Origin of the sequence: Roseovarius sp. THAF27 (assembly GCF_009363655.1) — a bacterium.
Lineage (GTDB): Bacteria > Pseudomonadota > Alphaproteobacteria > Rhodobacterales > Rhodobacteraceae > Roseovarius.
The window spans coordinates 3,335,226-3,356,288 of sequence record NZ_CP045393.1; the positions used below are offsets into that span (position 1 = coordinate 3,335,226).

Below are 21,063 nucleotides of genomic sequence, written 5' to 3' on the forward strand. Positions count from 1 at the left end.
TTCAGGCCATCATTCCTCGTTGTAACGATACCCGATACCGTAAAGCGTTTCGATGGCCGAAAATTCCGGGTCCACCATCCGCAGTTTCTTGCGCAGACGCTTGATATGGCTGTCGATGGTCCGGTCGTCCACGTAAACTTGGTCGTCATAGGCCACGTCCATCAGCTGATCGCGGCTCTTCACGAAACCCGGGCGCTGCGCCAGCGCCTGCAACAGCAGGAATTCCGTCACCGTCAGCGAAACGTCCTGGCCTTTCCACGACACCGCGTGACGCAGCGGGTCCATGCGCAACTCGCCACGCTCGATCACCTTGGTTTCCTCGGTGTCGGCCACCACGTTGCCGTCGACCGCGTCCTGCCGGCGCAACAGCGCGCGGATGCGCTCGACCAGCAGGCGCTGGCTGAACGGTTTCTTGACGTAGTCGTCCGCGCCCATGCGCAGGCCCAGAACCTCGTCGATCTCGTCATCCTTGGAGGTCAGGAAAATGACCGGCATCGCCGATTTCTGCCGCAGCCGTTGCAGCAGGTCCATCCCGTCCATCCTCGGCATCTTGATGTCCAGCACCGCCATGTCGGGCAGCTTCTTGCTGAACGCCTCATAGGCTTGCTGACCGTCATTGTATGTTTCGACCTCGAAGCCTTCCGCCTCGAGAGTCATGGACACCGATGTCAGAATATTCCTGTCATCGTCCACAAGGGCGATTTTTGACATAATGATTTCCTTGTACTGCTCGATTGCCTGCTTTTTTCCAATACTATGATCCGTTTTCGCCTTTTTAATCAATCCCAAACTGCGAATCAGACACGCTTTCGCAGCCATCTGACGCGAAAATGTCTTAGGAATGGCTAAATTGACTCACTTTATCGGCCGGCGGTTGCAGGCCCGTTGCGGCGGCTCGCCGATGGTGGCGCTAACGATTGGCATGGTGGCGCTAACGCCTGATTTGATTGCGCTAACTGTGCATTTGCGTCCTGTTCAATCATAAAACCGTCATGTTAAGAGGCCCGCGACACATCCGGCACGGGCCGGAGTCTCGCCGCCAATTTCGGCGGACCTGCATGGCCAGAACCGCCACGATGGCGGACGGCCGGAACTCAAGGAGCGCACGCATGTCAGCAGGACGGGTCAATCCCAACTTTACCCTCGAGCACCAGGGGATCACGGGCCTCGGCCAAGTGCATTACAACCTGATCGAACCCGCCCTGATCGAAGAGGCACTCCGCAAGGGCGAGGGGCGCCTCGGCAAGGGCGGCACCTTCCTCGTCTCGACCGGCCAGTTCACCGGCCGGTCCCCCAAGGACAAGCACGTCGTCAAGACCGACAGCGTCGCCGACAGCATCTGGTGGGAAAACAACGCCCCGATGACGCCCGAGGCGTTCGACCAGCTCTACACCGACATGATCGCCCACATGCAGGGCCGCGACTATTTCGTGCAGGACCTCGTCGGCGGCGCCGATCCGGCGCATTCGATCAACATGCGCATGGTCACCGAACTGGCCTGGCACGGCCTCTTCATCCGCCACATGCTGCGCCGCCCCGAGCGCGAGGCGCTGGACAGTTTCACCGCCGACTTCACCGTCATCAACTGCCCGACCTTCAAGGCCGACCCGGCCCGGCACGGCTGCGTGTCGGAAACCGTGATCGCCATCAACTTCGACCGCAAGCTGATCCTGATCGGCAACACCGAATACGCCGGCGAGAACAAGAAATCGGTCTTCTCGGTGCTGAACTACCTGCTGCCGGAAAAAGGCATCATGCCGATGCACTGCTCGGCCAACCACGCCAACGGCAACCCCGTGGACACCGCCATCTTCTTCGGCCTCAGCGGCACCGGCAAGACCACCCTTTCCGCCGATCCCAACCGCACGCTCATCGGGGATGACGAACACGGCTGGTCGGATCGCGGCACCTTCAACTTCGAGGGCGGCTGTTATGCCAAGACGATCAATCTCGATCCCGAGGCAGAGCCGGAAATCTACGCCACGACCGAGAAATTCGGCACCGTGATCGAGAACATGGTCTACGACGAGGAAACGCTGGAACTCGACTTCGCCGATGACAGCCTCACCGCGAACATGCGCTGCGCCTACCCGATGAGCTACATCTCCAACGCCTCGGAAACAGCGCTTGGCGGGCACCCCAAGAACATCATCATGCTGACCTGCGACGCGTTCGGCGTGCTGCCTCCCATCGCGCGTCTGTCGCCGGCGCAGGCGATGTACCACTTCCTGTCGGGCTTCACCGCCAAGGTCGCCGGAACCGAGCGCGGCCTGACCGAGGCCGAGCCTACCTTCTCGACCTGCTTCGGCGCACCCTTCATGCCCCGCCGCCCCGAGGTCTACGGCAACCTCCTGCGCGAAAAGATCGCCAAGCACGGCGCGACCTGCTGGCTGGTCAACACCGGCTGGACCGGCGGCGCCTACGGCACCGGCGAGCGGATGCCGATCAAGGCCACCCGTGCGCTGCTGACAGCCGCGCTTGACGGTTCGCTGAACGAGGTCGAGTTCCGCAAGGACCCCAATTTCGGCTTCGAGGTTCCGGTCAGCGTGCCCGGCGTGCCCGAGGTCCTCCTGGACCCGCGCCGCACCTGGGACGAGGGCGCGGCCTACGACGCGCAGGCCGACAAGCTGGTCAAGATGTTCGCCGACAATTTCGAGCAGTACGTGCCCTATATCGACGAGGACGTGAAAGCCGCCGCCATCGGCTGAGGCTCACACGCCCCGCCCGGGCCGACATTGCCCCCGTGCCTCCGGCGCGGGGGCTTTTTCAAACCGGGCGTTCGTGGCTGCCCGGCGCTGTCGCGGCTGATCTTCATACTGAACGGCTGGCCCGCCGTCCCGGACCCAATTCGGGACCTCCTCCCACAATCCTCCAGCGTAGGGTGGGTGAAAACCCACGCGTCTCCCCGGCTGGAATGCAAGAACCCACGCGCCCCGCCCCCGTAGGGTGGGTGAAGACCCACCCGGGCGCCACGCTACTTCGGCGCCGCCTTGTTCAACGGGCTCTCCACCGGCGGCGGCGCCACGTCCATCACGCCCAGCGCGTCGAACCCGCCCAGCACCGCATCCACGGCAATCGTCGCCAGCACGATCCCCATCACCCGGCTGATCACGCTGGCCCCCGTGCTGCCGATCACGCGGTGCACGTATGTCGCCGCCAAAAGCAGCCCCAGCGTCATGAGCAGCACCAAGAGAAGCAGCCCCGCCGTGATCGCCTGGTTGGCCAGGGACTCTGTGTGGTTGTCCGTCAGGATCACGATGGCCAGCATCGCACCCGGCGACGCGATCGACGGCATCGCCAGCGGAAACACCGCGCCCGCCAGATGGTCGCGCTCGGCCTCCTCGATCTCACGCGCGGGCTTCGACTCGCCGAAGATCATCGTCATCGCGAACAAAAACAGGATGATCCCGCCCGCGATCTGGAACGATCCCAGCCGCAGCCCCAGCGATTCCAGCAGGAACTGCCCGCCCACCAGGAACGCCAGCAGCACCAGCGCCGCAATCGCCACCGCCCGCAGCGCAAAGCGCCGGTGCAGCGCCCGCGGCACGCCCTGAACCGCAAACAGGAACACCGGGATCGACCCCACGGGGTCGATGACCACGATCAGCGTCACCAGTTCTCTTGCAAGGGCAGCCCAGTCCATCGTGTCGGATCTTTCCGGTTGAATGTGACGCGCGAACGCAGCGCGGCGGACCATCGCTCCGCGTCTCACACTTATCCCATGCCGAAGCGGGATTGAACCTCGCAGGACGCCCGGAGCACCGCCAAAGCGCCTTCCGGGCCCCTCGCTGACGCTTTCTTGATCTCCCTTTTGGCGCACGGCGTGCCAACTCACCCCCAACGGGGTCGGCGTGCTGGCCCGCGACCTCAACCTCCTTCTCGACCGGATCCCGACCATCATCGGCAGACTGGACACGGCCCCGGGCAAGGTCGTCGCCGCAACCGACGACGTCATCGCCCTGCAAGCCGAGCTGCCCGGCTCCCTCGACAGCGTGGTCCCGGACATGCGTCGCCTCGGGCAGGCACCATAGGGTGGGTGAAAACCCACGCCACCCCGCGCCGCCGCTACTTCGGCAACGTCCCTTCCAGGACATAGCGCAGGATCTCCACCACCTGCCCCGGCTCGCGCGTCACGGCCAGCGCCGCGGCGTCCACCTCCTTCAAGGCGTGGTCATGCTCCGGCGGCTGCAGAATGATCAGCGACTTGCCCATCGCGCTGGCATAGCCTGCGTCAAAGGCCGCGTTCCACTGCTTGTACTTGTCGCCGAACCGCACGACCACGATGTCGGCTTCCTCGATCCCCTTGCGGGTCCGGATCGCGTTCACCATGGCGCCCTTGTGGTCGTGCCAGTACTTGTTCTCTTCCGCTCCCAGGATCGTCACGCCGCAATCGTCGCTGGCGCCGTGATCCGTCACCGGCGCGGAAAACTCCACGTCGAGGCCCCTGGCCCCTTCGATGATCTGCTCGCGCCAGTCGGTATGGATCTCGCCTGAAAGATATACGCTCAGCATCTGATGTCCTCCTTGTTCAGTGTCGCCGCACAATCTGCATGCCGCGCCGCGGATGACAAGGCGAACGCGGCACAACATCCACTCGTAGGGTGGGTGACAACCCACGCGCTTCCGCGTGCGCCGTACCGCGATCCAGTCTCACCCGCGCAGCATGCCGCCCGTGGCCTTAGTCACCTTCTCGACGATCCTCGCCGACACCGCCTCGATATCCGCGTCCTTCAGCGTCTTCTCGGTCGGTTGCAGCCGCACCGTCAGCGCCAGGCTCTTCTTGCCCTCGCCCAGGCTGCCGCCGATGAACTCGTCGAAGACCCGCACATCCTCGATCAGCGCCTTGTCGGCCCCGGCGGCGGCATTGACCAGCGTCAGCGCCTCCACATCGGCATCCACCACGAAGGCGAAATCGCGTTCCACCACCTGCAGGTCGCTGATCTTCATCGCGCCCCGGTTTGCGTCGGTGTTCCGCGGCTGCGGAATTTCCTGCGGGTAGAGGGTGAACCCCACGACCGGCCCCTTCACATCCATCTCGCGCAGGATCTTCGGATGCAACTCGCCAAAGACGCCCAGCACCTTCTTCGGCCCCAGGCAGATCATCCCGTGCCGCCCCGGGTGCCACCATTCGGACGCCCCGCGCAGAATCTGAACTTTCGCCGGCGCGTCCAGCGCCCCCAGGACCGCCTCGGCATCCGCCTTGGCATCGTACAGATCCACCGGACGGCTCGCCTTGTGCACGTCCTTCGGCCCGGTTCGGCCCACCAGGATACCGCTCACCTGCACGTGCTGCTCTCCCGGTTCGCCACCGTGAAACGCGTGGCCCAGCTCAAAGAGCGCCAGGTCCATCGCCCCCCGCGCCTGGTTGCGTGCCGCGGCCCGCAACAACCCGGGCAGCAGGTCCGGCCGCATATGGCTCATCTCGCTGCTGATCGGGTTGGCCAGCATCGTCGCGTCGCCGCCCCCGCCGAACAGCTCCGCACTCGCCTTGTCGATGAAACTGTAGGTGACGCACTCGTTATAGCCCAGCGATGCCGCCATCCGCCGCGCCGCCCGCTCGCGCTGCTGCGCGGTGCTCAGGATCGGCTCGGGCACGCCCGCCTGCATCCGCGGCATCGGGCGACCTTCCAGCTTTGTCAGCGAGGCCACCCGCGCCACTTCCTCCACCAGATCCGCCTCGCCCATGATATCGGGCCGCCAGCTTGGCACGTGGGCGGTGTTGCCCTCCATGCGAAAGCCCAGCCGCGTCAGCGTCTGGCGCTGCTCGGATTCCGGGATCTCCATGCCCACCAGCGACTGCACCCGCGCGGCATCCAGGCGGTACGCCCGCGCCACGTCGGGCACCTCGCCCGCCACCACCAGGTTCGACGCCTCGCCGCCGCACAGGTCCAGGATCATCTGCGTCGCCAGGTCGTGCGCTTCCATGTTGAACGCCGGGTCGATCCCCCGCTCGTTGCGATACCGCGCGTCCGAGTTGATCTTCAGCCCCCGGCCCGTATGCGCGATCTGGATATGGTCCCAGACAGCCGCTTCGAGGAACACGTTCGTCGTCTCGGCCGTACAGCCCGTCGCCAGCCCGCCCATGATGCCGCCAACGCTCTCGATGCCGTTCTCGTCCGAGATCACCACCTGCCCTTTCGAGAAGGTGTATTCCTTCTCGTCCAGCCCCACCAGCGTCTCGCCCCCACTGGCGCGATGCACCCGCAGGTTTCCCGCCACCTTGTCGGCGTCGAACACGTGCAGCGGCCGATTGCGGTCATAGGTGAAGAAATTGGTGATATCCACCAGCGCCGAAATCGGCCGCAGCCCGATGGCCCGCAGCCGGTCCTGCAACCACTTCGGGCTCGGCCCGTTGGTCACACCCCGGATCAGCCGCCCGGCAAAGACGAAACAACCGTCCGTCCTGGTATCCTCGTCGATGCTGACAGTGATCGGGCACGGAAACTGCCCCTCCACATGCGCGCGCGGCGCCTCCTTCATGGTCCCCAGCCCCCGCGCCGCTAGATCCAGCGCGATCCCCCGCACACCCAGCGCGTCGGGCCGGTTGGGCGTGATCGCGATCTCGATCACCGGGTCCACCTTGGCCGGGTCGTTCTCGGCCAGCCAGTCGACGAACCGCTCACCGACCTCGCCCGAAGGCAGCTCGATGATCCCGTCATGCTCGTCCGACAGCTCCATCTCGCGCTCCGACGCCATCATGCCGAAGCTCTCGATCCCGCGGATCTTGCCCACCCCTATCGTGGTGTCGATCCCGGGCACGTAGACGCCGGGCTTGGCCACCACGACGGTGATGCCTTCGCGCGCATTCGGCGCCCCGCAGATGATCTGTTTCACGCCCTCGTCGGTGTCCACCTGGCACACCCGCAGACGGTCCGCATCGGGATGCTTTTCGGCGCTCACCACCTTGCCGATGGTAAAGTCCGCAAGCGTCTCCGCCGGGTTGGAAATCTCTTCCACCTCGAGACCAAGATCGGTCAGCGCCTCGGCGATCTCCGCCACGCCGGCAGTGGTCTCAAGATGGTCTTTCAGCCAGGACAGGGTGAATTTCATCGTCTCTCATCCATGCGGGTTCAAACTTGTCCCGGGCGCTTTACCGGATATGTCCCGCGCTTGAAAGAGGGCACCGCAGCGGGGGGCCAGCCCCCCACGTCGAAACCCCGGTTTCGACGCCCCCCCGGGATATTTCCGGCCAGAGGAAGAAGAGTGTTGCACACACCTTCCCCTGGCCGCAAGATATCTTCGCCGGAGGCCCCCACCTGCCAGGAGGTGCATCGCCGGGTCAGCCCGTCGCACCGGGGCTCCCGCGCCCGAGGAGCCGCCCGGAGGGCGGGCGACGAGACATCCGGCGCGGCGCAGCCGCACCACCTTTCTAGAAGCTCATGATCCCGCGCCGCACAAGGTTCAGGCCCGCGATGACCAGCACCGCCAGCGTCAGCCGCCGGAACAGGCGCTGGTCGATCCGGTCCTGCAGCATGAAGCCGATCCCGAGGCCAATCAGCGCCGGCACGATCAGCGACAGCGACAGCGGCAGCGTGGCGCGGTTCAGCACGCCCGAGACGGTATGCGCTCCGGTCAGCAACACCGCCCCCATGCCGTAGATCACGCCCTGTACGCGCATCTGCTCGGTCTTCTCGGTGTCCAGCGCGGTCAGCATCGCCACGGTCGGCGGCCCCCACACGCCCGAGATCCCGCCGAAGAACCCGGCCACCGCACCGATCCCCGCTTCCACGCGGCGGCCGGGGTTGGGCGGCAGCCGCAAGGGCCGCCCGGCCAGCGCAAAGCCCGCGTAGATGATGATCGGCACCCCGATCAGCAGCAGCATCACCGCCTCCGGGATCGCCCTCACAAGCTGTGCCGAAATCAGCATTACCGTCATCCCGGCCAGCAGGAACACCCGGAACCGCGTCAGGGACCCCCAGGCCGCACGGACTCCCTGCCGCAGCGCCTGCCAGCCGTTCGAGGCCAATGTCGGCAGGATCAGCCCCGCCAGCGCCACCTCGGGCGGCATCACCGTGCTCAGCCCCGAGATCACCACCATCGGCATGGCGAATCCCACCACGCCCTTGACCAGTCCGCCCAGCACGGCCACGCCCCAGGCGAACGCCATCACCATCAACCAGTCAGGGCCGAGCAACGCATCCATGCGCCTCTCGTACCACTTTTCCCAGGGCGCGCACGGCCTAAATCACCGCCATGACTGCCGGAAATCCATGCGGACCCACCGCACCCCGCGACACGACAGCGCAATATTCGACCAAATTGCACGCCGCATGAGCATAATAGTTGCGCTGCACCTGCGAAATGGCTATGCCGGTGCGGCGAAAACCGAAGGAGCTACCCCATGGCGCATGACGGACAGGACGTTGACCTTTCGACCGAGATCCTCCTGAAGGACCTGCTGGAGCTGACCGGCAAGGCCGTGGCCCCGGCCGAACAGATCCTCGACAACGCCAGGGACGCCCTGCGCGACCTCGTCACGGTCGAGGGCCGCGTGTCTTCCCGCGCCGTGGAACAACACCAGACCGCCAGCCACGGCCTCGCCTGGCTCGCCACCTACGTCGAATCCCTGCGCCAGATGCAGGGCTGGGCGACCCGCCTGCAGGACGAGGGAAAATTTGGCGAGGTCGAGCAACTCATTCACCAGATCGCCTTCGGCGAGTACCTTTGGCAGATCTACGGCGGCATCCCGATGAACCAGGGCGAATTTCTGCGCCTTCAGGACATCGGCCTTTCCCAGGATGACATGCGCGTGCTGATGACCCCCGAGGTCCAGACGCTCACGCAGTCCGGCAACACCCAGGCCGCCCGCATCCGCCTTGTCGAACTGATGCGGGAACGCGCCGCCGAGATCACCGTCGGCGCCACCGGCCTCGACGAAGAGCTCGAGATGATCCGGGAGCAGTTCCGCCGCTACGCCGTCGACAAGATCCTGCCCGAGGCGCATGAATGGCACCTCAAGGACGAACTGATCCCGATGGAGATCATCGAGGAACTCGCGGAAATGGGCGTCTTCGGCCTGACCATCCCCGAGGACTTCGGCGGCCTTGGCCTGTCGAAAGCGTCGATGTGCGTCGTCTCCGAGGAACTCAGCCGCGGCTATATCGGCGTCGGCTCGCTGGGCACCCGCTCGGAAATCGCCGCCGAACTGATCATCGCCGGCGGCACGCCCGAGCAGAAGGAAAAGTGGCTCCCCGGCCTCGCCTCGGGCGAGATCCTGCCCACGGCCGTCTTCACCGAACCCAACACCGGCTCGGACCTCGGATCGCTCAAGACCCGCGCGAAACAGGACGACAACGGCGACTGGATCCTCAACGGCAACAAGACCTGGATCACCCACGCCGCCCGGACCCACGTGATGACCGTACTGGCCCGCAGCGTACAGGGCACCGACGATTACAAGGGCCTGTCGATGTTCCTGGCCGAAAAGACCCCCGGCACGGATGAAGAGCCGTTCAAGGACTCCGGCATCTCGGGCGGCGAGATCGAGGTGCTGGGCTATCGCGGCATGAAGGAATACACGGTCAATTTCGACGACTTCAAGGTGAAGGGCGAAAACCTTCTGGGCGGCGAAGAGGGCAAGGGCTTCAAGCAACTGATGGAGACCTTCGAGAGCGCCCGCATCCAGACCGCCGCGCGCGCCATCGGCGTGGCGCAGAACGCGCTCGACCTCGGGATGCAATACGCCCAGGACCGCAAGCAGTTCGGCAAGGAGCTGATCGAATTTCCCCGCGTCGCCAACAAGCTGGCGATGATGGCCGTGGAAATCATGGTCGCCCGCCAGCTGACGTACTATTCGGCCTTTGAGAAGGACGAGGGCCACCGCTGCGATGTCGAGGCCGGCATGGCCAAGCTCTTGGGCGCCCGCGTCGCCTGGGCCGCCGCCGACAACGCGCTTCAGATCCACGGCGGCAACGGCTTCGCGCTGGAGTACCCCGTCAGCCGCGTGCTCTGCGACGCCCGCATCCTCAACATCTTCGAGGGTGCCGGCGAGATTCAAGCACAGGTGATTGCACGAAGATTGCTCGGCTGATGTTTTCGCAGACCGTCCGGTGGACGGTCTGCCTCGCCGGCACGCGAGATCCAGGCACAGGTGATTGCAAGACGGCTCCTCGACCGACACCCGCGCAAGCCTGCGTAGGGTGGGTGAAAACCCACGCCGCGCCGCCCCCCACCCGTTTCACCCAAACGCCCTTGCCATGCCTGGCACACCCGCCGACGCAACGCTCAGGCCGGTCCCCCAACTCACGCCCCTCACGGGATCAAATCGTCCGTCTCCAGTTCAACCCCATTTTCTTCGTACGAAGAAAATCCCCCAAGAAAATTCGTACGAATTTTCTCCAGCCGCCGGTCCGGAAAATCGCGGCGTCGTCAGCCCGCGCAAGCCACCTGCACCTGTTGCAACCCCGCGCCCCCGCCGCGCAGACGAAAGCCCGGCCTCCCCGGCTCCACATCCGCAGGCGTGCCGGGCACATTCAGGTCCCCCACCTACAGATGGTAGAACCGCGACAATCGCGCGATGATCCGGGGCGCGCCCCACACCCTGTCGGCCAGCCTTCCGCCCGGCCCCCTTGCCCCGTCATGATCCGGCCAGATCGCCGATCCCGCCAAAGGCATCGGCCCGCGTCAGAGGCCCCGGGATCGCAGCAGTCCCGCAATCCTTGCCCATGTCGCAGGGCCACCGCGGACATCATCTCACGGTGGCAACGCTGCCGCCACATGCGCATTGCCCGCTCGCGTAGAGTGGGTGAGACCCACCTTTGCTTAACAAAACCCACCTTTGATGGCCGAAACCCGGCACGCGGCCAACGGCCCGGATCACGCCACCCGGTTTCCCCGGCTCCACACTGCCCGCAAGGCCGGCACGCCGCCGCGCAGGTCGAACCGGATCAGGTCCGCCCGCTTGCCGACCGCGATCTCGCCCCGGTCCTGCAACCCCACGGCCGTCGCCGGCGCCGCCGTCACCGTCGCCAGCCCCCGCGCCATGTCATCCCAGTCCTGTCCCAGCTTGACCGCCGCCAGCAGCAGGGCCGAGGGCACGTAATCCGACGACAGGATATCGAGAAGCCCCGCGCGGGCCAACTCGCCCGCCGCCACGTTGCCCGAGTGCGACCCGCCCCGGATGAGGTTCGGCGCCCCCATGATCACCGCGATATCCCGCGCGTGGCTGGCCTCCGCCGCCTCCACCGTGGTCGGAAACTCCGCCATCGCCACGCCATACCCTTTCGACACTTCGACCTGCTCCGCCGTCGTATCGTCATGGCTCGCCAGCACCGCGCCATAGCGCGCCGCCTCCCGCACCGCCGCCGCCTCGTGCCGGTCGCCATTGGCATCGCGCAGCGCCTTCAATTGCGCGACATGCTCTTCGAATTCCGCATCCGACAGCGCGTGCTTGCCCTTCATGTAATCCGCCAGCTTGGTGATATCCCGGAACTGCCTCTGCCCCGGCGTGTGGTCCATCAGGCTGACGATGCCGACACGGTCTTCCGGGCCGAACTCCGCCATCTCCTCCTCCAGAGTTTCCGAACACACCTCCGCCCGCAAGTGCAGGAAGTGACTGATCTTCAACGCATCCTCCTCGCGCAGCGCCCAAAGCTCGCGCGCCAGTCCCCGCGCATAAGCCTTGTACCGCCCCCGCCCCGTGGGGATCGACCCCACCCGCATCGCGTCGAACACCGTGGTGATCCCGGTGCTCGCCAGTTCCGCGTCATGCGCCAGGATGGCGGCATTGTGCGGCCAGTCCACCTTGGGCCGCGGCTGGATATGCCGCTCCAGGTTGTCGGTATGCAGCTCGATCAGCCCCGGCGCCACGAAACCGGCCCCGCAGTCCACCGCCCCGGCGGGCACCGCGTCGCCCTCCTCGATCCCGGCGATCGCACCCTCCTCCACATGCACGGCCCCGGTCATCACCCGGTCGCGCAGGATCACTTGCGCATTGGCAAGGCAAAACGTCTCTGTCATGGAACCATCACTTGTCTTGAAGTTGAAACAGGGGCAGACCCGGGCACATGGCATTCCAACGCTACGCTGTCTACCACACACCGCAGGGCGCCCTGGGCCGGTTCGGCGCCGATTGGCTCGGCTGGGACTTGGAAAGTGGCCAACCGACCACCCCGCCCGACATCGACGGCCTTCCGGCCCCGTGGGACGACATCACCGGCACCCCCCGCAAATACGGCTTTCACGCCACCGTCAAGCCGCCCTTCCGGCTGGCCGACGGCTGGACTGAAATCGACCTTTTGACCGCGTTCACCACCCATTGCGATCTTGCCGCACCGATTACGCTCGACGGGCTGGAACTGGCGCAGCTCGGCCGCTTCCTGGCCCTCGTGCCGACTGGCGACACCCACGCCCTGAACGCCCTCGCCGCCGACACCGTCCGCGACCTCGATGCGTTCCGCGCCCCCCTCACCGACGCCGACCTCGCCCGCCGCCGCGCGTCCGGCCTCACGCCCGAACAGGACGCGCTCCTGCTGCAATGGGGTTATCCTTACGTGATGGACCAGTTCCGCTGCCACTACACCCTCTCGGGCAAACTGCCCAAGGCGCAGGCAGGCCAACTTCGCGCGGCTCTCGATCCCGTGGTCACCCCGCTTGTCCCACAGCCTTTCACTCTCGACACGCTCAGCCTCTGCGGCGAGGATGCCGAGGGCCGTTTCCATCTCGTTCATCGCGCCACCCTTTCGGGCTGAAGCTGCGCCCAGACCGCCTCTGCCGCCTCCTCCAAGGTGCCGGTATTCTCCACCCGGATCACTTGGCCCATCCCCTCCGGCAAGGCAAACCCCGCCCGCGACAGCCGCGCCGCGATCACCTCGGCACTTTCGCGCCCGCGTGCCGCCAGCCGGTCCGCCAGCACCGGCACCGGCGCCGTCAGGTGCACCACGGCAAAGCCGGGATACATCGCCTGCGCCTCGCGCAACACCGACCGCGACAGGTTCACCAGGCACAGGTGCCCCGCCGCCAGGTCCTCATTCACTGCCACCGGCACGCCGTATCTCAACCCGTGCGCCCGCCAGTGCAAGGCGAACGCCCCGGACCGCACCCGCGCCGCGAACACGTCCTCGCCGACCGCCTCGAAATCCTCACCGCCCGCATCCGCGTCGCGCGTGATCACCCGCCGCACCAGCCGCACGCACGCGTGCCGCTCCGCCAGCACCTGCATCACGCTGTCCTTGCCCACGCCCGACGGCCCGACAACGCCAATGAGCCGCCCGCCATGGACCAGCGCGCACATTACGCCGCCTTCGGGGTAAAGACCGACACGTCGATTTCCCGGTCGCAGACCCTTGCCCGCGCCGCCTCGTCATGGAAAATCCCCACGATGGCCGCGCCCCGCCCCTTGGCCTCCTCGATCAGGCGCAAGACCGTCTCGCGGTTATCCGCATCCAGACTCGCCGTCGGCTCGTCCAGCAACATCGCCGGATAGCCATGCGCGAACCCCCGCGCGATATTCACCCGCTGCTGCTCGCCCCCCGAAAAGGTCGTCGGGCTCAACCCCCACAACCCCTCGGGGATGTTCAGCCGCCGCAACAGCTCCTCGGCCCGCGCCACGGCAACACCCTTCTCCACGCCCACGGCAAGCAGCGGCTCGGCCACCACCTCGCGCGTCGGCACGCGCGGCACCACCCGCAAGAACTGGCTGACATAGCCCAGCGTCTCGCGCCTGAGCGCCAGGATCTCTCGCGGGGCGGCGCGGGCCACATCCACGCCCGCCACCACGATCCGCCCCGAGGCGGCCAGGTAATTGCCGTAGATCATCCGCATCAGCGTCGACTTGCCCGCGCCCGAGGCCCCGGTCAGCGCCACGCATTCCCCCGCCCCGACGGACAGCGACGCCGCCGCCATCACCGGAATCACCGCGCCGCCTTGGTTGTGCAGCACGAAGTTCTTCGACACGTTCTCGATCTCGATCATGACCCGGCCTTTTTCCTGCCAAAAATACTCAAATCCCGCCGCCTCAAACCTGCAACACGCTGGAAACCAGCAACTGCGTATAGCCATGCTGCGGATCGTCCAGCACCTGGTCGGTCAGCCCGGTCTCGACGACATGCCCGTCCTTCATCACCATCAGCCGATCCGCCAGCAGACGCACCACCGCCAGGTCATGCGTCACGATGATCGCACTCAACCCCATCTCCCGCACCAGCCCGCGCAAAAGATCCAACAGCCGCGCCTGCACGCTGACATCCAAGCCCCCCGTGGGCTCGTCCATGAACACCAGCCGCGGCCCGGTCACCAGGTTCCGCGCGATCTGCAAGCGCTGCTGCATCCCGCCTGAAAAGGCCGTGGGCCGGTCATCCACCCGGTCCTCGGCAATCTCCACCCGGCCCAGCCAATCCACCGCGCTGCTGCGGATCTCCCCGTAATGGCGCGCGCCCACGGCCATCAGCCGCTCGCCCACATTGCCGCCCGCACTCACCCCCATGCGCAACCCGTCCCGCGCGTGCTGATGCACGAACGCCCAATCGGTGCGCCCCAGCATCCGCCGCTCCGGCTCCGACATTTTCAGCGTATCGCGCGGCCCGTCCACGGCCGTGTCGAAAATCACCTCGCCGGCATCAGGAGCCAGATGACCGGCGAGGCAGCCAAGAAGCGTGGATTTACCCGATCCACTCTCCCCGACGATCCCCATCACTTCGCCCGGAAAAAGATCGAAGGACACGTCCCGGCACCCCACCCGGGGGCCATAGAACTTCGCCACATCGCGCACCTGCAACAATGGAGTCATCACACCAGCCCTCCCGCACGCGGATTTTTCGAAAAATCCGCTCCAAAATTTTTCCATAAAATTTTGCGCGCCTCGTGTCTCACGCCGCACCCTCCTCATAGGGCACGCCCTGCGCCCCCACATGCCCCGCGGCCCGGCGCCCCCGGCAGTAATCCGTGTCCGAACAGACGAACATTCGCCCGCCCGCATCGTCCACGATCACCTCGTCGAGGTAACTCTCGACGGCCCCACACAGGTCACATTCATGCTCCGCCTTGCTTGGCTCGAACGGATGATCCTCGAAATCGAGGCTCACCACCTCGCACCAGGGCGGCAGCGCATAGATCCGCTGTTCCCGCCCCGCACCGAACAACTGAATGGCCGCCATCTCCATCTTCGGGTTGTCGAACTTCGGAATCGGTGACGGGTCCATCACGTAGCGCCCCTCCACCTTCACCGGATAGGCATAGGAGGTGGCGATCGCCCCGTGCTGGCTGATGTCCTCATAAAGCTTCACATGCATCAGCCCGTATTCTTCCAGGGCGTGCATCTTGCGCGTCTCGGTCTCGCGCGGCTCCAGAAACCGAAGCGGCTCGGGGATCGGCACCTGGTAGACCAGGATCTGGTCCTCGGTCAGCGGCTCTTCCGGTATCCGGTGCCGGGTCTGGATCAGCGTCGCGCGGCCGGTCTCCTCGGTCGTCTCCACACCCGCCGTGCGCTCGAAAAACTTGCGGATCGACACCGCGTTCGTGGTGTCGTCTGCGCCCTGGTCGATCACCTTCATCCGGTCCTCGGGCACCAGCGTGGCCGCACTCACCTGCACGCCGCCCGTGCCCCAGCCATAGGGCATCGGCATCTCGCGCGACGCGAACGGCACCTGGTAGCCGGGAATGGCAAGCCCTTTCAGGATGGCCCGCCGGATCATCCGCTTGGTCTGCTCGTCCAGATAGGCGAAATTGTACTCGTTCACAGCAGCCCCCGCTCCGTCAGGTCCCGGCGCAGCGCGTCGGGAGAGGTGAAATGATGCGCCTGCCAGCCCGCCTTGCCCGCACCGTCCGCATTCGCGTCACTGTCGTCGACCAACAGGCAGTCGCTCGGGCTCAGCTTGTTGCGCCGGCACAAGAGGTCATAGATCTCGCGCTCCGGCTTGACCGTGCCTTCACGCCCCGACACGACCACGTCCTCAAACGCCTCGCCCAACTGCGGATGCACCCTCAGGGCCACGGGCCAGGTATCGGCGGCAAAATTCGTCAGGCCATAGATCCCGTGCCCCTTGCTGCGCAGCCGCTCCATCAGCGACCACGTCTCACAGATCTTGTCCTGAATGGTCAGGTGGAACCGCTCGAAATACCCGTCCATCAACGCCACATGGGCCTCCGGCACCGCCGCCACGGCCTCTTTGCGGCTGCGCCCGCGATCCTGCTCCAGGTTCCAGGCATAGAAATCCGCATCCATCAGGAACGCGTCGATTTCCGCATCGCTGTCAAACGCATGCCGAAACGCCGCATGCGGATCCCACGCGATCAACACGTTGCCGATATCGAAGACGATATTCACGCCACGCCCTCGCGTCCGCGCGCATACCGCCCCAGCCGTTCCTCCAGCGTGCCGGTGTGCAACTCCAGCAAATGCCCATCCGGCGAATGAAAATACACCGACCGCCCCTCTCCCTCGACCCGGGACCGGGGTGGGCGCATCTCCAGCCCCAGCGCCTCGATCCGCGCCACGCGCGCCTCGAAACCGGCCTCGTCCACCTTGAACGCGACGTGATTATAGGTCCGCTCCGCCAGCGCCGCGCCTTTCATGATCGCCACCCAAACGTCGCCCACCATGAAAAACCGCTCCTCGGATAGTGAAAACTGCTCGGACCCGCTGGCATAGACACAGCGCGCCTCCAGCACCTCTTCCAGAACGCGCTGCATCCGGTCCAGGTCGGCGCAGACGAAGGTGATATGCGACAGCCCGGCGCTCATTCCGCCGCCTCGCGCGCCGGCTGGCCGTCCGCCGCGCGCCGCAGTTTCCGCACCAGTTCCAGCTCGCTCTGGAAATCCACGTAATGCGGCAGCTTGATATGCTCCAGGAACCCGGTCGCCTGGATGTTATCGGCATGCATCAGCACGAATTCCTCGTCCTGTGCCGGCGCGCCCTGGTCGTCCTCGCCCAGCTCCTTCCAGCGCAGCGCCCGGTCCACCAGCGCCATGGAAATCGCCTTGCGCTCGGTCTGCCCAAAGACCAGCCCATAGCCCCGCGTGAACTGCGGCGGCTCGGTCTTGGATCCCTTGAACTGGTTCACCGTCTCGCATTCCGTCAGGGTGATCTCGCCGATATCAATGGCAAAGCCCAGCTCGGGGATGTCCATCTCGACTTCCACCGTGCCGATGCGCAGCTCGCCCACGAAGGCGTGGTTGCGCGCGTATCCCCGCTGCGTCGAATAGGCCATGCCCAGCACGAACCCCTCGTCGCCGCGCGTCAGCGATTGCAGCCGCAGCGCCCGGCCCGCCGGCAACTCCATCGGCTCGCGTGTCAGGTCGGGCGGCGTGGCGTGACTCTCATCCTCGGTCTGGATCAGCCCCTCGCGGTTCAGAAACCCGGTGATATGCGGCACCGGCCCGTCCTCGGCCTCGCCCTCCGGCGCCTCCGGCACCGCGCCCTCGGCGGCCAGTTTGAAATCCAGCAGGCGGTGCGTGTAATCGAAGGTCGGGCCCAGAACCTGCCCCCCCGGTGCATCCTTGAACGTGGCCGAGATCCGGCGGTCACACATCATCTCGCCCGTTTCCACCGGCGCGGACGCGCCGAACCGTGGCAGCGTCGTGCGATAGGCCCGAATGAGGAAAATCGCCTCGATCAGGTCCCCCCGCGCCTGCTTGATCGCCAGCGCGGCGAGGTCCGGATCGTAGAGCGAGCCTTCCGCCATGACCCGGTTCACGGCCAGGCTCAACTGCTCACGGATCTGCGCCACCGACAGCTCCGCCACGGACGTGTCGCCGCGCCGCTCCTCGGCAAGCCACGCATGGGCATTTTCAATCGCCCGCTCGCCGCCCTTCACCGCAACATACATGGCTCAGCCCTCCACTTGCGTGGTGCGCGGCAATGCCGCCACGCGGTCGCCACAGGTGAAAAAGAAATCCAGCCCCAGCGGAAATGCCGACGCATTGCGCTGGAACGCCGCCACCTCCGGCAGGCTCAACCGCGCCGTCTCCCTGATGCCCGGCCCACTCAACACCGCCCCGTCGGCCACCAGTTCCGGCACCTCGACGATCAGAGTCGTCGACCGGTCCGGGTACTCCGGCGTGCCCACCGGATAGGCCTCCAGCGGCCGCAATGCCTCCCACGACCCAAGCGCGAACATCGCCGCTTCCGGCCCGGCAAACGGCGCGCCGGTGTGGAACGTGATCCACTCCCGCACGGCCGGCGCATCGTGATCGCCTGCCAGGTACACAGGCGTCTCCGCATCGCACAGCGTCAACACCAGCACCCCCGCCGCCACCGACAGCGGCGCAGGCGGCACCGCCCCGGCCAGGTCCTCGATCCGCCCGGGCCGCGCCATCGCGTTCATCGCCCCGCGAAAGGCCCTCGCCGCGTCCACCGGCGCATCCCCGAACCCGCCTGTCAGTGCCTCAGTGTGCATCAATCCTCTCCCCGCTGCATCGTGAAGAACTCCACCCTCGTTGCCGCCGCCTTGGCCCGCCGCTTCGCCTTCGCCGCCGCCAGCGCCTCGGTCAAAGGCGTCACGACGCCCGCGCGCACCCGGTCGGCCTCATCGGTCTGCATCAGCGCATCGATCAGCGCGGCGGTCTTGGCATGGGTCTTGTCGCGCCCCTGCACGTATCCATGCCCAACGGCCCCACAGCCCAGCCGCAACGAACAGCGCGTCACCGTCATTTCACCGAGGTTGAACGGCGCGCCCGTGGCCCCGGTGCGCCCCCGCACCATCACCGCGCCCACCTCCGGCGCGCGCAGCATCTCGTGCGCGGGGGCCAGCCCCAGCCCGCCCCACAGCCGCGCCAGATCGGCGGCGGGGGCCTTGGCCAGCGTGCTCATCCACGCCTGTCTCTCGATAGTTTCGGTCATCTAGACACCTTGCGAAGTTGTCTATGTTACTATACAACTAGACAAATCTATAGCGCATCGCATCCGAGTCGCCAAGCCCCCGCCCCGTGAAGGTTTCATGACATGCCGCCCAGAACCGCGCCACGTACCGCCACACGCACCCCGGTCTGGAAATCCATCCGTGACACGCTCACCGACGACATCGCGGCGGGCCGCTACGCCCCCGGCGACAAGCTGCCGACCGAGGCGGAACTGGCCCGCCGCTTCGGCGTCAACCGCCACACCGTGCGTCGCGCGCTGGCGGACATGGCCGAGGCCGGAACCGTCTTTCCCCGCCGCGGCGCGGGTGTCTTCGTGGCGCAGAAACCCACCGACTATCCCCTGGGGACGCGCGTGCGGTTCCAGACCAACCTCCGCGCCGCCGGGCGGCTGCCATCCCGCCGCGCCCACCTGATCGAGACCCGCGCAGCCGACGCGACCGAGGCCGAGGCACTGGCCCTCGCCCCCGGCGACCTCGTGCACTCCTACGACGGGCTGTCGCTGGCCGACGACCAGCCGCTGGCGCTCTTCCGCTCGGTCTTTCCGGCCGCCCGCCTGCCCGGCCTGCCCGACGCCCTGCGCCGGCACAATTCCATCACCGACAGCCTGCGCGCCATCGGCATCCCGGACTACACCCGCGCCTGGACCCGCGTGGCCGCCCGTCTGGCCAGCCCCACCCAGGCCGGCCACCTGCACATCCGCGAAGGCGCGCCGGTCCTGCGCACCGTCTCGCTCAACGTCGACCCGGAGGGCCAGCCGCTGGAATACGGCCGCACCTGGTTCTCGGGCGACCAGGTCACGCTGACCTTGGGCGACGTGCTGCCCGAAAATGAACCGGAAAAAGACACGCAGAATTAACGCTTTGTCACTCCGACGATACAAACCCACGCTACCTTAGCGAGAAACGAGCGAGAGCAGTACGATGGCCCCGAAACCCTGTGACATGCGCCTGACGGGCGCGCGCGTCCTGCGCGACGGCGAGCTGCAACGCCGCTCGGTCGTCGTCCGGCAGGGCGTGATCGGCAAGGGCCCCCTGCCCGCAGTCGACCTTACCGGCTATCTCGTCCTGCCCGGCATCATCGACCTGCACGGCGATGCGTTCGAGCGCCACATCGCGCCCCGCCCCTCCGCGCCCTTCCCGCTGGCCGACGCCCTCGCCGCCACCGACCGCGACGCCGCCTCCAACGGCATCACCACCGCGTGGCTGGCCCAAAGCTGGTCCTGGGAAGGCGGCCGCCGCGCCCCCGACCAGGCCGAGGCACTGGCCACGGCGCTCGCCACCGCCCGCCCCCGGCTGCTGACCGACCTGCGCCTCCAGATCCGCTGCGAGACGCATCTCACCGATTCCGCCGACCGCCTGCTGGCCCTGGTCGATGCGCATGACATCGACTACGTCGTCTTCAACAACCACCTCGACGACGCGCTCGACGCCGCCCGGGCCCGGCCCGTCACGCTTGCCCGCTGGGCCGAAGAGGCCCACCGCACGCCGCAAGAACACCTTGCCGCCCTGCGTGCCGCCAAGAAGAACGCCACCTTCGTGCCCCGCTTCCTCTGCCGCCTGGCCGAAGGCTTCGACCGCCGCGGTGTGCTCTACGGCAGCCATGACGACCCCGACGCCGAAACCCGCGAGACCTATTCCATGATCGGCGCCAAGATCTGCGAATTCCCCGTCACCCGCGCCGCCGCGCGGCTGGCCACCGCCGTAGGCGACCCGGTGCTGATGGGCGCGCCCAACGTGGTGCGCGGCGGCTCGCAGGCCGGCAATGCCGCCGCCGAGGACCTGATCGAGGCCGGCCATTGCGACGCGCTCGTCTCCGACTACCACTACCCATCTCTGGCCCGCGCGGCCTTTGCGCTCGTGGACAAGGGCCTGCGCACCCTGCCCTCCGCCTGGGCGCTGATCAGCAGCACCCCCGCGCGCATCATGCGCCTGCCCGACCGCGGCGTGATCGACTATGGCCGCCGCGCCGACCTCGTGGTGGTCAACGAAGCCACCCGCCAGATCGAGGCCACGATCTGCGCCGGCCGCATCACCCACCTGACGGGCGAGGCCGCCACCCGCTTCTTCGGCGCGGGCACCGAGCTTGCAATGGCCGCCGAATAGGCTGTTACCCAGATTTTATCCTGCCGACACATCCCTGTTGCACGACTCGGCCATACAGGCGGCGTTCACTTGTCCCTGAACATGCCAAGCTTATTTTCATGACCAATCCGGGCGGCCTTCGGGCCGCCCAATTTGGGTCGGGACACCCCGCGCCGTCCCGTGAACG

21 protein-coding genes are annotated in these 21,063 nt (G+C 66.6%); 6 read left to right on the top strand and 15 right to left on the bottom strand.

Translation table 11 applies throughout. The annotated features are described in order from the left end of the window. Positions 1 to 9 precede the first annotated feature (9 nt). The gene (locus FIU89_RS16585) at positions 10 to 711 is read right to left on the bottom strand and encodes a response regulator transcription factor (protein ID WP_152493613.1); all 702 of its coding nucleotides are present in this window, start codon (positions 709 to 711) and stop codon (positions 10 to 12) included. 398 nt (positions 712 to 1,109) lie between these two features. On the opposite strand from FIU89_RS16585, the gene FIU89_RS16590 reads away from it, so the two are divergent. Further along, positions 1,110 to 2,708, top strand: coding sequence for a phosphoenolpyruvate carboxykinase (locus FIU89_RS16590; protein ID WP_152493614.1), 1,599 nt, complete (start codon positions 1,110 to 1,112; stop codon positions 2,706 to 2,708). 266 nt (positions 2,709 to 2,974) lie between these two features. Here FIU89_RS16590 and FIU89_RS16595 read toward each other — a convergent pair whose 3' ends face one another. Further along, positions 2,975 to 3,643 (bottom strand): MarC family protein, encoded by a 669-nt coding sequence (locus FIU89_RS16595; protein ID WP_152493615.1) that lies wholly within the window; start codon positions 3,641 to 3,643, stop codon positions 2,975 to 2,977. Positions 3,644 to 3,851: 208 nt separating this feature from the next. Between FIU89_RS16595 and FIU89_RS16600 the strand changes: the two genes are divergently transcribed. Then, positions 3,852 to 4,031, top strand: a complete 180-nt coding sequence (locus tag FIU89_RS16600; protein WP_152493616.1) for a hypothetical protein — start codon at positions 3,852 to 3,854, stop codon at positions 4,029 to 4,031. Positions 4,032 to 4,065: 34 nt separating this feature from the next. Here FIU89_RS16600 and FIU89_RS16605 read toward each other — a convergent pair whose 3' ends face one another. The 3 genes from FIU89_RS16605 to FIU89_RS16615 form a co-directional block, all read right to left on the bottom strand. Next, the gene (locus FIU89_RS16605) at positions 4,066 to 4,512 is read right to left on the bottom strand and encodes a YtoQ family protein (protein WP_152493617.1); all 447 of its coding nucleotides are present in this window, start codon (positions 4,510 to 4,512) and stop codon (positions 4,066 to 4,068) included. A 138-nt stretch (positions 4,513 to 4,650) separates the two neighbouring features. Then, positions 4,651 to 7,050 carry a phenylalanine--tRNA ligase subunit beta gene (gene pheT, locus FIU89_RS16610; RefSeq protein WP_152493618.1) on the bottom strand — a complete coding sequence of 800 codons (2,400 nt, stop codon included), beginning with the start codon at positions 7,048 to 7,050 and terminating at the stop codon, positions 4,651 to 4,653. Between the two features lie 319 nt (positions 7,051 to 7,369). Continuing rightward, a complete protein-coding gene (locus FIU89_RS16615; RefSeq protein WP_152493619.1) occupies positions 7,370 to 8,143 on the bottom strand; it encodes a sulfite exporter TauE/SafE family protein in 774 nt (257 codons plus the stop codon). Positions 8,144 to 8,341: 198 nt separating this feature from the next. On the opposite strand from FIU89_RS16615, the gene FIU89_RS16620 reads away from it, so the two are divergent. Continuing rightward, on the top strand, positions 8,342 to 10,030 hold the full coding sequence (locus tag FIU89_RS16620) for an acyl-CoA dehydrogenase family protein (RefSeq protein ID WP_152493620.1): 1,689 nt from the start codon (positions 8,342 to 8,344) through the stop codon (positions 10,028 to 10,030). A 785-nt stretch (positions 10,031 to 10,815) separates the two neighbouring features. Here the strand turns inward: FIU89_RS16620 and FIU89_RS16625 are convergent. Continuing rightward, positions 10,816 to 11,958, bottom strand: coding sequence for an alpha-D-ribose 1-methylphosphonate 5-triphosphate diphosphatase (locus FIU89_RS16625; protein WP_152493621.1), 1,143 nt, complete (start codon positions 11,956 to 11,958; stop codon positions 10,816 to 10,818). Positions 11,959 to 12,005: 47 nt separating this feature from the next. On the opposite strand from FIU89_RS16625, the gene FIU89_RS16630 reads away from it, so the two are divergent. Further along, positions 12,006 to 12,689, top strand: a complete 684-nt coding sequence (locus FIU89_RS16630) for a DUF1045 domain-containing protein (RefSeq protein WP_152493622.1) — start codon at positions 12,006 to 12,008, stop codon at positions 12,687 to 12,689. On the opposite strand, the gene phnN is transcribed toward FIU89_RS16630, so the two are convergent. From phnN to phnG, 9 genes are all read right to left on the bottom strand, one after another. Continuing rightward, on the bottom strand, positions 12,665 to 13,231 hold the full coding sequence (gene phnN, locus FIU89_RS16635; RefSeq protein ID WP_152493623.1) for a phosphonate metabolism protein/1,5-bisphosphokinase (PRPP-forming) PhnN: 567 nt from the start codon (positions 13,229 to 13,231) through the stop codon (positions 12,665 to 12,667). The genes FIU89_RS16630 and phnN overlap by 25 nt on opposite strands. Continuing rightward, positions 13,231 to 13,911, bottom strand: a complete 681-nt coding sequence (phnL, locus tag FIU89_RS16640; protein ID WP_152493624.1) for a phosphonate C-P lyase system protein PhnL — start codon at positions 13,909 to 13,911, stop codon at positions 13,231 to 13,233. The genes phnN and phnL overlap by 1 nt, the downstream gene beginning before the upstream one ends. A gap of 43 nt (positions 13,912 to 13,954) precedes the next feature. After that, positions 13,955 to 14,725, bottom strand: coding sequence for a phosphonate C-P lyase system protein PhnK (gene phnK, locus FIU89_RS16645; RefSeq protein WP_152493625.1), 771 nt, complete (start codon positions 14,723 to 14,725; stop codon positions 13,955 to 13,957). A gap of 79 nt (positions 14,726 to 14,804) precedes the next feature. Next, positions 14,805 to 15,674 (bottom strand): alpha-D-ribose 1-methylphosphonate 5-phosphate C-P-lyase PhnJ, encoded by an 870-nt coding sequence (locus FIU89_RS16650; RefSeq protein ID WP_152493626.1) that lies wholly within the window; start codon positions 15,672 to 15,674, stop codon positions 14,805 to 14,807. Beyond that, positions 15,671 to 16,261, bottom strand: a complete 591-nt coding sequence (locus FIU89_RS16655) for an HAD family phosphatase (RefSeq protein ID WP_152493627.1) — start codon at positions 16,259 to 16,261, stop codon at positions 15,671 to 15,673. The genes FIU89_RS16650 and FIU89_RS16655 overlap by 4 nt, the downstream gene beginning before the upstream one ends. Beyond that, the gene (fosX, locus tag FIU89_RS16660) at positions 16,258 to 16,677 is read right to left on the bottom strand and encodes a FosX/FosE/FosI family fosfomycin resistance hydrolase (RefSeq protein ID WP_152493628.1); all 420 of its coding nucleotides are present in this window, start codon (positions 16,675 to 16,677) and stop codon (positions 16,258 to 16,260) included. Before fosX ends, FIU89_RS16655 begins: the two co-directional genes overlap by 4 nt. Continuing rightward, the gene (locus FIU89_RS16665) at positions 16,674 to 17,762 is read right to left on the bottom strand and encodes a carbon-phosphorus lyase complex subunit PhnI (protein WP_152493629.1); all 1,089 of its coding nucleotides are present in this window, start codon (positions 17,760 to 17,762) and stop codon (positions 16,674 to 16,676) included. The genes fosX and FIU89_RS16665 overlap by 4 nt, the downstream gene beginning before the upstream one ends. Positions 17,763 to 17,765: 3 nt before the next feature. Next, a complete protein-coding gene (phnH, locus tag FIU89_RS16670; protein WP_152493630.1) occupies positions 17,766 to 18,332 on the bottom strand; it encodes a phosphonate C-P lyase system protein PhnH in 567 nt (188 codons plus the stop codon). Further along, the gene (gene phnG / locus FIU89_RS16675) at positions 18,332 to 18,775 is read right to left on the bottom strand and encodes a phosphonate C-P lyase system protein PhnG (protein WP_152493631.1); all 444 of its coding nucleotides are present in this window, start codon (positions 18,773 to 18,775) and stop codon (positions 18,332 to 18,334) included. The genes phnH and phnG overlap by 1 nt, the downstream gene beginning before the upstream one ends. Before the next feature lie 102 nt (positions 18,776 to 18,877). On the opposite strand from phnG, the gene phnF reads away from it, so the two are divergent. Next, entirely contained in the window at positions 18,878 to 19,651 is a 774-nt protein-coding gene (gene phnF, locus FIU89_RS16680) for a phosphonate metabolism transcriptional regulator PhnF (protein WP_152493632.1), read from the top strand. 64 nt (positions 19,652 to 19,715) lie between these two features. Next, positions 19,716 to 20,897, top strand: coding sequence for an alpha-D-ribose 1-methylphosphonate 5-triphosphate diphosphatase (locus tag FIU89_RS16685; protein ID WP_152493633.1), 1,182 nt, complete (start codon positions 19,716 to 19,718; stop codon positions 20,895 to 20,897). The last annotated feature ends 166 nt before the right edge of the window (positions 20,898 to 21,063 follow it).